The sequence below is a fragment of the Mesorhizobium sp. M7D.F.Ca.US.004.01.2.1 genome, from assembly GCF_003997785.1.
Taxonomy (GTDB): Bacteria; Pseudomonadota; Alphaproteobacteria; order Rhizobiales; family Rhizobiaceae; genus Mesorhizobium; species Mesorhizobium loti.
Genome location: NZ_RZRQ01000172.1, coordinates 1 through 12,731 on the forward strand (window position 1 = coordinate 1; position 12,731 = coordinate 12,731).

13 protein-coding genes and 1 tRNA gene are annotated in these 12,731 nt (G+C 61.3%); 11 read left to right on the forward strand and 3 right to left on the reverse strand.

Going from position 1 to position 12,731, the window contains the following annotated elements; translation table 11 throughout:
- Positions 1 to 194: 194 nt before the first annotated feature.
- Positions 195 to 2,471 carry an exopolysaccharide transport family protein gene (locus tag EN993_RS21575; RefSeq protein ID WP_127264769.1) on the reverse strand — a complete coding sequence of 759 codons (2,277 nt, stop codon included), beginning with the start codon at positions 2,469 to 2,471 and terminating at the stop codon, positions 195 to 197.
- Positions 2,472 to 2,729: 258 nt separating this feature from the next.
- On the opposite strand from EN993_RS21575, the gene EN993_RS21580 reads away from it, so the two are divergent.
- From EN993_RS21580 to EN993_RS21605, 6 genes are all read left to right on the forward strand, one after another.
- On the forward strand, positions 2,730 to 3,293 hold the full coding sequence (locus EN993_RS21580) for a polysaccharide biosynthesis/export family protein (RefSeq protein WP_109669803.1): 564 nt from the start codon (positions 2,730 to 2,732) through the stop codon (positions 3,291 to 3,293).
- Positions 3,294 to 3,303: 10 nt separating this feature from the next.
- The gene (locus EN993_RS21585; RefSeq protein ID WP_127264770.1) at positions 3,304 to 4,434 is read left to right on the forward strand and encodes a glycosyltransferase family 4 protein; all 1,131 of its coding nucleotides are present in this window, start codon (positions 3,304 to 3,306) and stop codon (positions 4,432 to 4,434) included.
- A 95-nt stretch (positions 4,435 to 4,529) separates the two neighbouring features.
- A complete protein-coding gene (locus tag EN993_RS21590) occupies positions 4,530 to 6,065 on the forward strand; it encodes an undecaprenyl-phosphate glucose phosphotransferase (protein WP_127264771.1) in 1,536 nt (511 codons plus the stop codon).
- On the forward strand, positions 6,062 to 7,330 hold the full coding sequence (locus EN993_RS21595; protein WP_109669441.1) for an O-antigen ligase family protein: 1,269 nt from the start codon (positions 6,062 to 6,064) through the stop codon (positions 7,328 to 7,330). The genes EN993_RS21590 and EN993_RS21595 overlap by 4 nt, the downstream gene beginning before the upstream one ends.
- Positions 7,331 to 7,386: 56 nt before the next feature.
- A tRNA-Pro gene (locus EN993_RS21600) sits at positions 7,387 to 7,463 on the forward strand.
- Between the two features lie 247 nt (positions 7,464 to 7,710).
- On the forward strand, positions 7,711 to 8,445 hold the full coding sequence (locus tag EN993_RS21605; protein WP_127264772.1) for a hypothetical protein: 735 nt from the start codon (positions 7,711 to 7,713) through the stop codon (positions 8,443 to 8,445).
- A gap of 67 nt (positions 8,446 to 8,512) precedes the next feature.
- Here the strand turns inward: EN993_RS21605 and EN993_RS21610 are convergent, their stop codons facing one another.
- Positions 8,513 to 8,974 (reverse strand): YbaK/EbsC family protein, encoded by a 462-nt coding sequence (locus EN993_RS21610; protein ID WP_127264773.1) that lies wholly within the window; start codon positions 8,972 to 8,974, stop codon positions 8,513 to 8,515.
- Positions 8,975 to 9,167: 193 nt separating this feature from the next.
- Positions 9,168 to 9,449 (reverse strand): helix-turn-helix transcriptional regulator, encoded by a 282-nt coding sequence (locus EN993_RS21615; RefSeq protein WP_126069384.1) that lies wholly within the window; start codon positions 9,447 to 9,449, stop codon positions 9,168 to 9,170.
- A gap of 271 nt (positions 9,450 to 9,720) precedes the next feature.
- Between EN993_RS21615 and EN993_RS21620 the strand changes: the two genes are divergently transcribed.
- The 5 genes from EN993_RS21620 to EN993_RS21640 all read left to right on the forward strand — a co-directional run.
- Positions 9,721 to 10,335 carry a hypothetical protein gene (locus EN993_RS21620; RefSeq protein WP_127264774.1) on the forward strand — a complete coding sequence of 205 codons (615 nt, stop codon included), beginning with the start codon at positions 9,721 to 9,723 and terminating at the stop codon, positions 10,333 to 10,335.
- Between the two features lie 167 nt (positions 10,336 to 10,502).
- Positions 10,503 to 10,700 (forward strand): hypothetical protein, encoded by a 198-nt coding sequence (locus EN993_RS21625; protein ID WP_126069386.1) that lies wholly within the window; start codon positions 10,503 to 10,505, stop codon positions 10,698 to 10,700.
- A 228-nt stretch (positions 10,701 to 10,928) separates the two neighbouring features.
- Positions 10,929 to 11,891 carry an ATP-grasp fold amidoligase family protein gene (locus EN993_RS21630; RefSeq protein WP_127264775.1) on the forward strand — a complete coding sequence of 321 codons (963 nt, stop codon included), beginning with the start codon at positions 10,929 to 10,931 and terminating at the stop codon, positions 11,889 to 11,891.
- A 29-nt stretch (positions 11,892 to 11,920) separates the two neighbouring features.
- The gene (locus EN993_RS21635; protein WP_206438732.1) at positions 11,921 to 12,109 is read left to right on the forward strand and encodes a hypothetical protein; all 189 of its coding nucleotides are present in this window, start codon (positions 11,921 to 11,923) and stop codon (positions 12,107 to 12,109) included.
- 104 nt (positions 12,110 to 12,213) lie between these two features.
- On the forward strand, positions 12,214 to 12,731 hold a 518-nt coding region (locus EN993_RS21640; RefSeq protein WP_206532399.1), incomplete at its 3' end, for a homocysteine S-methyltransferase family protein.

Sequence of the window (12,731 nt, forward strand, 5' to 3'; positions counted from 1 at the left end):
CCCCGCCGATAATATCGGTTTCATAGCCGCACTCGAGTCGGGCGGCTTTGCGCCGACCTTCGCCACCACCCGCATGTACAAGGGCCCGGCTCCGAAGCTTGGGCCGCAGCGGCTGTTCGGCGTAACGACCCTGGAACTGGGATAGAGATCAGACGCCGCCCGAACAGGCCTCCGCCAAGCGATCCGCGGCTCTCTCAGGCGGCGGCTGTGCGCCGTCCCGGCACCGGATTGCCGGGCGGTTCGTGGCCGAGCGGCGTCACCAGCGTCAGGTCGGGATAACCATTCTCGATCAGCCTGACCGCGGCCTGCGTCACCTCGTCGTCCGGCTCCAGCATGGAGAGAAAGACCTCGGTGGCATCGCCGGCCAGACGGCTGATGCCTTGCGCGTCGGCCGGTCCGCATTCGACCACGACCAGATCATAGGCCGTTGTCAGCGACTGCATGATGATCGGCAGCCGGTCGGCGGCGCGCATGGCGCGGACCGGATCGGCGGTGCCGACCGGAATGACGTGACAGTCCGAATAGAGATCGGCGTGGATGACGTCGCTGAACTGCGCTTCCGAAGCGAGCAGATTGGTGATGCCGGGGAAAAGCCCGCTGTCCAGCATCGGCCGCGAGGCCGCCCCCGAAGCGGTCAGGTCCAGCAACAGCACGCGCAGGCCGGCGTCCGCGACCTCGCGGGCCACCAGGATCGCCGATGCCGCCGCCTCGTCGCCCTCCGGCGAGACGAATATGGCGCGCGCCGCACCGCTGGCGATCAGCTTTTCGGCAGCCTTCTCGATGTCGATCTCGCCCAGGGTGGAACGCACCGGTTCGGGCTCGGCAACCGTCTGCTCGGTGGTCGCCGCATCGGGCATCGCACCCCTATCAGTCGCCTCGGCCCTGTAGGGCATCGTGGCCGTGTGGAGCTCGGCCTCCGCTTCAGCCAGACGGTCCCCCATTTCCTGACGAACGACAGAATCCTGAGGGATCGCGGGTTCCGCGCGGACAGCCGGCATTGCGACCTTATCAGGTGCCTGCGCGACATGTGGCATCGCGACCTCGTCGATCCGCTCGAAGCGGGAACCGGTCGCCGGCCGCATCGCGCGGCCTGAAAACAGCTCCCGCAGCAGCGTCACGATAGCCATGATCAGCAGCGATGCGGCGAAAGCGGCGCCAACGATCGGCCCGACCTTCGGGAAATAGGCCTCGGAGGGAACCGACGCTTTTGAGGCGATCCGGGCGTCGACCGGCAGATAGTTGCGATCCTGGCGCGAAGCCGCTTCGCGGTAGTTGGTCAGATACAGTTCGAGTTGCTGCCGTTTGGCAGTCGCGTCGCGCTGCAGCGCGTCGAGATCGACCTGCTGCTCACCGGCCTGCGCCGAAGCCGCCTTCAACGTGTTGACGTCTGCGACAAGCTGGTTCTCGCGGGCCTTTGCCGTCTCGGCCTGCATCAACAGGCCTTTCATGATCTTCTGGGCCTCGCTACGGATCTGTGCGTCGAGATCGGCCAGTTGCGATTTCAGCGCGCGAATACGCGGATGATTGCCAAGCAGCGTCGTCGACAGATCGGCGATGTTGGAGCGCAATTCGACCTGGCGCTCGCGCAAGCGCTGGATCAGATCCGATGACAAAACCTCTGGCACGGCATCCAGCGAACCGCCATTCTGCAGCGCCCTGCGCACACCGTCGGCTGTCGCTTCGGCCGCGGCGCGATTGGCGCGCACTTTCGACAGTTCGCTCGACAGCTCCGAAAGCTGCTGGGTGGCCAGCACCGAATTGTTGCCACCCATCAGAAGATCGGACTGTGAGCGGTAGGCGGCGACTTTCGCCTCGGCGGTTTTGACCTGCTGCTGCAGATCGGCGATCTCCGGCGCCAGAAAGTCGGCGGCAGCGTTGTTCGATTCCAGCTTGGCCGCCCCTTGCCCCGCTATATAGGCGGCGGCAATGGCGTCCGGTATGGCGGCCGCCAGCTTGGGATCTTCCGATGAGAACTCGATAGCAATGATGCGGGTCTTCTCGACGCCATAGACGTTGAGCTTCTCGTGCATTTTCTTGAGGACGCGCTCTTCCGTCGGAATTTCCATCGGGTCGCTTTTCAGGCCAACTAGAACCAGAGCACGGCTCAACGGCGACATATCGAGCGCTTCGTCGAACTCGGGCAGCTTTTCCAGACCAAGCTTTTGCGCGACCTGCTTGAGGATTTCGTTGGAGGAAATTATCTGGACCTGGGTGGCGACGCCTTGCTCGTCGAGAATTGGCTTGTCGGTGTCGTTGTTGTTGCTGGCCGGCCGCGTATAGACGGATTCACGCGGAGCGATCTCCACCTGCGTCTCGGCCTTATAGTGCCGAGTCGCCAGCGAAGCGAAGGCGAACGCCAGCCCCGTCACCACCAGGACGACGACAACTATGCGCAGCCAGTTCCTCGCTAGGCTGGCGAAGAGCTGCCTGAGATCGACGTCGACATCTGCGGCCGCGGACTGAACGGACATGCATCCCTACTCCGATACTGGGTCAGCACGCACCGTAAACAACTATGGTAACTCAGCCGTTAAGATCGCGGTAAGTTCCTGTTAGGGTTTACTGGCGGGGGATAAACAAAACCGCCAAAAATCGTAAAACTCTTGTCGATGCGCCGCGTGTCGGCCGCTCCCTTTACCGGCCATTAACCCTAACAGGATGATAACGGGCCTCGATCCCTGATGTTTGCTGCGACGCTGCAGCGGCCAGTCGAAGGTACCTGTCCGGTCATGAAAAGCACTGCTTCCCTGTTTCGCGCTCTGCTTGCCGTATCGATGCTTGCTGGCTGTTCCAGTTACCGGCCGACGCCGGCGGCCTTTCATGAGGTACTCGATCAGCCCTATCGTCTTGGCGCCGGCGACCGCGTCCGCGTCACCGTGTTCGAGCAGGACGGGCTGACCAACACCTACAGCGTCGACCAGTCGGGCTACCTCTCCTTCCCGCTTGTCGGCGCCATACCAGCGCGCGGCCACACCGCGCAGCAGATGGAAAAGGCAATCGCCGACAAATTGCGGCAAGGCTACCTGCGCGATCCCGACGTCTCGGTCGAGATCGACCGCTACCGGCCGATCTTCGTCATGGGCGAAGTCGGAGCCGCGGGGCAATACTCTTACGTCCCCGGCCTGACAGTGCAGAAGGCAATCGCCATTGCCGGCGGTTTCTCGCCGCGCGCCAATCAGGAAAGCGTCGACATCACCCGCGACATCAACGGCAAGGTGATGACAGGCCGCGTGGTCACCTCTGACCCGCTGCTGCCCGGCGATACCGTCTACGTCCGCGAACGTCTGTTCTGACAGATACCAAGTGGCGGACACACTCAGGATCGTCCATTGCTTTCGTTCACCCGTCGGAGGAATTTTCCGGCATGTGCGCGATCTGACCGAGGCGCAGGTCGCGGCCGGGCATTCCGTCGGTATCGTCTGCGATTCGACCACCGGCGGCGAGTTCGAGGAACATCTGTTCGAGCAGATGCAGGACATGCTGGCGCTCGGCATCCATCGCACGCCGATGCAGCGCCATGTCGGCCCGGGCGACCTTGCCTCGGCCTGGCGCACTTACAGGATCATCAAGGAATTGCGGCCGGACGTGTTGCACGGGCACGGCGCCAAGGGTGGCGCTTATGCCCGTCTGTTCGGCTCATTGTTGCGGGTATCAAGGTCTCGCGTAGCCCGCCTTTATTCACCGCATGGTGGCTCTCTCCACTATGACGAGAACACGACCACCGGAAAGCTATTCTTCGCGCTCGAGCGCTTCATGGCCCGCTTCACCGACTACCTGCTGTTTGTCTCCGACTATGAACGGCGAACATATCGCAGGAAGGTCGGCGAGCCGCCCATTCCCAACGCCCTGGTCTATAACGGCCTGCGCGCCACCGAATTCGAACCGGTGGTCACGGAGCCCGACGCGGCCGATCTGCTCTATATCGGCATGATGCGCGACCTGAAGGGACCGGACATCTTCATCGATGCACTGGCCCTCGCCGGCCCCCAGTTCGGCCGCGCGCTGACCGCGGTGATGGTCGGCGACGGAGACGACCTGCCGCGTTACCACGCGCAAGTGAAACGCCTCGGGATTGAGCGCCATGTCCGCTTCCTGCCGCCGATGCCGGCCAGGGAGGCTTTTGCGCTGGCGGCGCTCGTCATCGTTCCCTCGCGCGCCGAGGCCATGCCCTATATCGTGCTGGAAACGCTTGCCGCGGGAAAGCCGATGATCGCAACCGCGGTCGGCGGCATTCCAGAAATATTCGGCACCGGTTCCCCTGCCCTGATCCAGCCCGACCCGGTCGAGCTTGCCGACAAGATGAGCCAGGCGCTGGCCGACCCCGCCGCCTATCACGACCTGATGCCCGATGGCGCCGACCTCAAGGCGCGCTTCGGCGCCGATGTGATGGCCGCCGACATCGAGAAGGCCTACTTCGCCGCGCTCGGCAAATAGACGCAAAGGCCAAGCCGTTTCAAAGCCACGGGTTGTTTCAAGGGTTTCTTAGCTCTCTTTTGCTATTCACCGAAGGGAAGCTTGCGGAAAGCCCCATGAACGAGATCGACCCCGCGCGCCGCTTTTCACCAGAGGCGGTGCGTAAATTCGACGGCCCGGCCGATGGCGACACGCCTGGCGGCATGAACGATGTCGCCCGCCAGGTCGCTTCGCAGTACAGGCGCGATACCATGTCGCCGATCATGGTCAGTGGCGTCCTGCGCATGGTCGAATTCGGGTTGTTGCTGCTGTCCGGGCTCGGCGTCTATTTCCATTATGTCGGGTTCTTCAACTATCTCGCCTGGCAATATCCGCTGACGATCGCGGCCGCGTCGTTCCTTGCCGTGGTGCTGCTCGACGTCACCGACTGCTACCAGATCGTCGCCCTGATGCGGCCCATCGCCAATTTCAGCCGCATCCTGCTGGCCTGGGCTGGCGCCTTCGCGCTGATGGCGTTGACCGCGTTCGCCACGAAGATGTCGGAAGACTATTCGCGCCTTTTGTTCGGCACCTGGTTCGTCATCGGCTTCGTTCTCATCTTCGGCCTCAGGCTGGTGATGTCGAAGCTGATCCGGGCCTGGTCGCGTGATGGCCGCATGGAGCGGCGCGCCGTGATCGTCGGCGGCGGCAAGGCGGCGGAAGTCCTGATCCGCTCAGTCGAAAAACAGCCCTACAACGATATCCGCATCTGCGGCATCTTCGACGATCGCGGCGACAAGCGCTCGCCGCCCATCGTCGCTGGCTATCCCAAGCTCGGCACCATTTCGGAACTGATCGAATTCGCCCGCATCGCCCGCATTGACATGCTGATCGTATCGCTGCCGCTGACCGCCGAATCGCGCGTGCTGCAGTTGCTGAAGAAACTGTGGGTGCTGCCGGTCGACATCCGGCTGTCGGCGCATTCCAACGCGCTGCAGTTTCGCCCGCGCGCCTATTCCTACATCGGCGCGGTGCCGATGCTCGACATCTTCGACAAGCCGATCAACGACTGGGATTCGGTTGCCAAGCGCGCCTTCGACATCGTCTTCAGCCTGATCGGCATCGTGGTGTTCTCGCCGGTGATGCTGGCGACCGCGATCGCCATCAAGCTCGACAGCAAGGGGCCGGTGCTGTTCCACCAGAAGCGGCACGGTTTCAACAACGAGATCATCGAGGTCTACAAGTTCCGCTCGATGTATACGGACAAGGCCGACCCGACCGCCAAGCAGACGGTGACCAAGAACGACCCGCGCGTCACCCGCGTCGGCCGCTTCATCCGCAAGACCTCGATCGACGAGCTGCCGCAGTTCTTCAACTCGCTCTTGGGTTCGCTGTCGTTGGTCGGTCCACGCCCGCATGCCATCGCCGCGCAGTCGCACAATTTGCTCTACAATGAAGTGGTCGACGGCTATTTCGCGCGCCACAAGGTCAAGCCCGGCGTCACCGGCTGGGCGCAGATCAATGGCTGGCGCGGCGAGATGGACACCAACGAGAAGATCCGCATGCGGACGGAATATGATCTCTACTACATCGAGAACTGGTCGCTGCTGTTCGACTTGCGGATCCTGTTCCTGACGCCGATCCGGCTGCTCAACACGGAAAACGCCTATTGAGCGCGATCAGCCATGATTTGCCGCGCGCGGCGGTCAACGCCAAGCTGACCGCGCTGATTTCCTCGGGCGCGGTCTTCCTCGGCATTCTGCTGTCCGGCTTCGTCATCAGCGAGCCGGCGCCCTATGAACTCTACATGGCTGGGCTGATCGCCATCTGGGCGCTTTTCGGCTTGAGGATTTCCCGCGCGGCCACGCCGCTCCTGGTCCTGCTGGTGACGATGAACATTGGCGGCATGATCTCCATGACGCAGATGGCGGACCTCGCCAACACGCCGCTCTATCTCGCCGTATCGCTGTTTCTTGCCTTCAGCGCGGTGTTCTTCGCATCGATCACCGCTGTACAGCCGAGCCTCTACCGACTGATCTTCATTGCCTACGTGGTTTCCGCCGTGGCGACCTCGCTGCTTGGCATTGCAGGCTATTTCCACGCCTTTCCGGGCGCCGAAATGTTCACCAAATACGACCGTGCCGCCGGCGCCTTCCAGGACCCGAACGTGTTCGGACCGTTCCTGGTGCTGCCCGGCATCTATCTGCTCTATCTGCTTTTGACCGGACCGGTCACGCGCATGCCGCTTTTGGCAGTGCCGCTGCTGATCATCACCGCCGGTATCTTCTTCTCGTTCTCGCGCGGCGCCTGGGGCATGTTCGCCGTCTCGGCAGTCCTGCTCACCGGCTGCCTGTTCCTGCAAAGCGCCAGCGGCATGTTCCGGCTGCGCGTGGTGGTGATGACGATCGCCGCGCTGGCGCTGCTGGTCGTCGCCATGATCGTCATCCTGCAGCTGCCCGGCGTGTCGGAGATGTTTTCCAACCGCGCCCATCTCGAGCAGAGCTACGACACCGCCCGCCTCGGCCGCTTCGCCCGCTACGGCATCGGCTTCCAGATGGCGATGGAGCATCCGTTCGGCATCGGCCCGCTGGTCTTCGGCACGATCTTCGGCGAAGACACCCACGACATCTGGCTGAAGATGCTGATGGACTATGGCTGGCTCGGCTTCGTGTCGTTCCTCACGCTCGTCGCCTGGACGATGGCAGCCGGATTCCGCATCCTGCTGCGCGACCGGCCATGGCAGCCCTATCTCCTGTGCGCCTATGTCGCCTTCATCGGCAATATCGGGCTCGGCACCTTCATCGACATCGACCATTGGCGCCATGTCTACCTGCTGCTCGGCCTGATCTGGGGCGCCATCGCGCTGGAATACCGCCACCAGCTGCTCTTGCGGCCTGCCTTGCAGCGCTCATCAGCACCCGCAATCGCAGCGGGATAAAAGTCGCGGAATTCGGTTGACCCGCACGGGGTTATCACGATACATCGCGACCGGTCCGGAGTGTAGCGCAGCCCGGTAGCGCACTTGACTGGGGGTCAAGGGGTCGTCGGTTCGAATCCGGCCACTCCGACCAATAATCCTTGCAATCCCCAGTTTTTACGACGCACCGTGTCCCTTCCATTCTCGGATATGGCCGTGGGTACTGATATCGTGGGAGTTTTCCCCGATATTCACAGCCCGCGAATTCCCGTCAGGCGCGCCTAAAAATTAATACAAACAATAAGATAACGTTATTTCAGTAAAAAAACAGATAAACTTCTGCGATTGATTTGTACATTTGACGCGCGCAACCTGATTCTTTTTGGGGATCGGGGGATTAAATGCGCTACTGGAATTTAATAGCTATTCTTGCAGTATCTGGTTGCGGGACAAATCAAGTCGCTGTCCAAGGTGTCACGCCCGCGAGTGTTAAGGACGCCGTCCACTGTCAAATTTCTGCCGCGCTGCGCAGTGCGTCAGGAGCGAATAGCGCGCTAAAACCTTATGCTGCCTCCTATATTATTACCTTGAAAATCGAACGCAAGTACGGAGCCGGAATCAACACATTGCAATGGGGAGTTCCATACAACACGCATAAAATAAACCTTGGGGCGGGCTTCTCACTTCTTGATCGCAAATTCGAGACCACCGTCTTGAAGGGAACCGTGACCCAGGACGAAGCAACGGGTGGGTGGTGTGCGGATATGAAAGGGTTGAAACCCTTTCATGGAGATTTGGGCCTTGGCGACTGGTTGAGGTCTGCGGTGAGCAATCACCTGAAACCCGGGGAGTTCGGCCACACGATCGAATTTGGCATCGACTACGATGGAAGCTTCAAGCCCGGGTTCACCCTTGTGAGCGCCAATGGGGAGGTGGGATTCACTGGCCATCAGACGCTGACAAACACGCTGGACATATCGCTGTTTGACAACACTCCAAAGCCGCCGCAGAAGGTTGAGATCGTCAATAAAGATGGCAAACAGGTGATAGTAACAACACCAGCGTCACCTCCATCAAATTCTGGTGACAAAGTCCTGGATATTTTGCAAAATGATAGGACTATAAAGACCCAATAATGCCGGGGGTAGGTCATGGGCGCGACTGAAACCGGGCCTGTGATGCTCGCTGCGGTGTGTTCTTGATCTACCCCTGGCAAACATCAACCCACTCAGCGCCGATAAGCTCAACCATCCCCTGCGGCGCAATCCGCACCGCTGCATTGGTGGCGCCTGCCGCTGGCACCACCTCTTCGAATTCGCGCAGCGATACGTCGCAATAAACCGGCAGCGGCGCCGGCAGGCCGAACGGGCAGACGCCGCCGACCGGGTGGCTGGTCGCTTCGACAACCTCGGCGGCGTCGAGCATGCGCGGCTTGCCGCCGAACTGGTCCTTGAACTTGCGGTTGTCCAGCCTGGCGATGCCGCTGGTCACCACCAGCATGGTGCGGTCGCCGACGCGCAGGCAGATCGTCTTGGCGATCTGCGCCGGCAGCACGCCATGCGCCTCAGCCGCCAATGCCACCGTAGCCGAGCTCGCCTCGGTCACGATGACATCGATGTCGGGTGCGTGGGCGGCGAAGAAGGCACGAACGGAGTCCAGGCTCATGTCGAAAACCCATGGTTCAAAACCGTGAAGGACGGCGGATTGCGGTCCGGCAGCCAAGGCCGCCGCGCGTATAAGGACGTGCGACATACAAATCGGCAAGCGCCAGGCTGAAGCGGAACGCTGCGGCAGGTACGAGGAAACCCGCCAAGGGGCCTTGGCGGGTTTCTCTAGCTCTAGAATGCTTGGCGCGGATCTATGCCAGGGATCGACCTTGCGCCGCCGGTGTCGGCACAGGGCTGATCAGAGCCTCCTGGGAAAGTCGAAGCGCGGACACAATACGACGCAGCTTCGACGGATCCGTTATCCTCCCGTTCTCGATATCCTCAATCTCATCGACCGACAGTCCGCATGTCAGGGACAGCTTTTCCACGCTGTAGCCGCGGGCCTCCCGCATCGCTCTGAGGGTGCTGTAATCTGGCCCGCTCCCGTTGGTTGCCGGTTCGGAGAGGGCTTCGCTTTTTGCATTATGGGGCATTGGCAACTCCATGACTGAAAGAGTTTGATCAAATGAGGAGTGTTGCCTGAGACGATCGGGAAGATGCCCGCTCGGCAGCGATTTGCCAAGAGCCAAACGGACCGTCACGGGATCGTGAACCGCGGGATCGGGTACACGTCGCGATCAAGTTGTTTTGAATGCTCGATTGACCTTTTGCCCGGCAGTTTCGCCCCGCTCGTTCGTTATCCCCAAGTCGCTGGCGTGAAAACCATCCGGTTCCAGCCAGCTCGTTTCCGGAAGGACCTCTGCAATGAACTTGAAGACACTCATGGTCGTGCTCGGCACGATCTCCAGCCTTTCCGTCGCCGGTGTGGGCAGCGCTCAAGCGGCGGACGCGCAGCGCGTGCGCGGCACCGTGGTCAGTTTCGAACCATCGCTGCTCACCGTGAAAACCCGCCAGGGCGATACTTCGGCAATCAAGCTCAATGCCGACTGGAAGATCTCAGGCGTCGCCAACGCATCCGTAAAGGACATCAAGCAGGGCGATTTCCTCGGCATCGCCTCCGTGTCGAAAGCGGATGGCGGCAGCGGTGCCCTGGAGGTGGTGGTTTTCCCGGCCGCGCTGAAAGGCACCGGCGAAGGTGACCGTCCCTGGGACCTGCAGCCAAACAGCCGGATGACCAACGGCACCGTCGCCGACGTCACCGATGTAAGCGGTCGAGCGGTCACGCTGACCTATGACAATGGCCAGACAAAGAAGATTTCGATCCCCGACAACACGCCAGTCGTCACCTTCGCGCCGGCCGCACCGACCGATCTCAAGCCGGGCGCTACGGTCTTCGTTACCGCTCAGCGGGACAGCGGCGGCACGCTGAGCAGCAGTCGCGTCGTGGTCGGAAACAATGGTGTCGTTCCGCCGATGTAGTCGAACAGGGCGGCCAAGTCGCCGCCCGGATTCCCCAGAAACAGTCCAGAAACAAAATTCTACAATCGGGAAATACTGACGAAAAAAATCGGGAGCGTAATCCCATTCGCGGCGGTCGGGCTATCGCCCCGATTCATAGACGCCCGCGAAAGAAAAGGAAACGATCCATGAAGAAGTCCCTCCTCTCAGCCCTCGGGCTTGCAGTTGCACTGGCTTTCACGGTGCCGGTGATCGGCGCAACGAGCGCGGATGCGGCTCCGATGGCCAAGCATCATCGTCATCATCATCGTCATCACCACCACGTCCGCCATCACCACCATCATCATCATCACCACGTGAAGAAGACGATGAAGAAGACCTACTAAGCACACCAGACTGCCAACGAGAAGACCGGCCTTGGCTTCTTGTTCCGAGGCTGGCCTTCTCCGATCCTCGAGCCGCGATCGCGGACTGGATCGACAATTCACGCAAATCCAACGCCGCGACGCCTGCAAAACCTTTTACGAAAACAACAAATCGCGATACGGAATGGGATATATCTGACCGGCGATCTGCCCGGATCGGACTCAGCCAACAACGGCCGGGTATCCCTGATGACGGCCAAGGCCAATTTTTCCTGGACAGGACGCATTATTCTGTCGGTTGCACGCTTGTTGCTGACCGTTCGCCATCCCGCGCTTACAGTGCGGTTCGTGAAAAAACTCGGCTATCTGCCCAATCCGGCCGCGCCCGAAACATACCATGAAATGTTGCTCTGGCGAAAAATCCTCGACCGCAATCCACTGTTCGTAACACTGACCGACAAGCTTGCTGCCAAGGCTCATATAAGCAGAGCCTGCCCCGAACTTGCCTTGCCACGGACGCTCTGGTCAGGGCGCGACCCTGCCGACATTCCTCTCGATCTGCTGGCCGGCGATGTCATCGTCAAGACAAACCACGGCTGCGCGATGAACATATTCGTTGCCGGCGGCGACCCCAATCGCGGCCACATCATCGCCAAGGTGAGGCACTGGCTGAGAAAACGTTATGGCCGCCGCGATGGCGAATGGGCCTATTGGCCTGTCGTTCGCACCGTTTTCGTGGAAGAGCGGCTGGCGCTGTCCGGCACAAGGATCGCAACCGACATCAAGGTGCATGTTTGCGGCGGCGTGGTCACGCATGCCTGGGTCGAGGATAAGGCCGCGCGGCGTTCGCTGCTTTTGGATCGGGAAGCCAATCCATTGCCCGGGCGCGATCCGGACTATCCCCGCGAGGATCAGGCCGTGCCCGTCAAGGCGCGGCTTCTCAGCTATGTCCGCCAGGCGGTGTCGATCGCCCCTGCCATCGCCGGCAACCTCGACTACATCCGCGTCGACTTCCTGGTCACCGATCATTGTCTCTACGCCGGCGAGATCGTCGTCTATCCCGGCGCTGGCTATGGCACCTGCACCAATCCGGCGTTCGCCGGCGAAATCGAGCGGCTCTGGCGGCTCGACCAATCCGCCTTCCTGCGGCGGCACCACAAAGGTGCTGTGGCCCTATATGCCGAAGCACTTCGCGCCAAGCTCGCGAACTAAATTAGTCCCGGCCACGGCATTTCCATTTTTTGAAGGACAGGTCATGCCAGACCCGCGCCGCATCGGTCTCCGCGTCGATCAACCCGCCGGGCGGCTATGTGACGTTGCGCACCGAGCAGAATCTCCTGCTGGTGGTCACCGCCTGCTCGGTTGACTATTATCCAACCAATGGCGGGATCTGCACCGAAATCCATGTCGAGATCACCTCGACACAGTGAGGACCGGCCTCCGATCCTGGTGCCGGCATCGCTGCAAAATCATTGACTACACATAAAGACTTCTTTATATCCTTATTCGACTTCGAAACATGAAAGCCAATCCGATGACGACCACCAACCCGATCGATGCGCTGCTGGCTGAAAAGGGCGTGCTGCTGGCCGATGGTGCCACCGGCACCAATTTGTTCGCCATGGGTCTGGAGGCCGGCGAGGCACCCGAGCTGCTGAACGAAACGGCGCCCGACACCATCACCAGCCTGCACCAGAATTTCGTCGATGCCGGCGCCGACATCATCCTCACCAACTCGTTCGGCGGCACCCGTCACCGCTTGAAGCTTCACCTTGCGCAGGATCGCGTGCATGCGCTGAACAAGCGCGCCGCCGAGCTCGCACGCGCTGTCGCCGACAGAGCCGGCCGCAAGGTGATCGTCGCCGGCTCGGTCGGCCCGACCGGCGAATTGCTGGTGCCGCTTGGCGCCATGACCTATGACGAGGCGGTCGATGCCTTCGCCGAGCAGATCGAGGGCCTCAAGGAAGGCGGCGCCGAAGTCGCCTGGATCGAGACGATGTCGGCTCCCGACGAGATCCGCGCCGCCGCCGAGGCTGCCATTCGCGTCGGCCT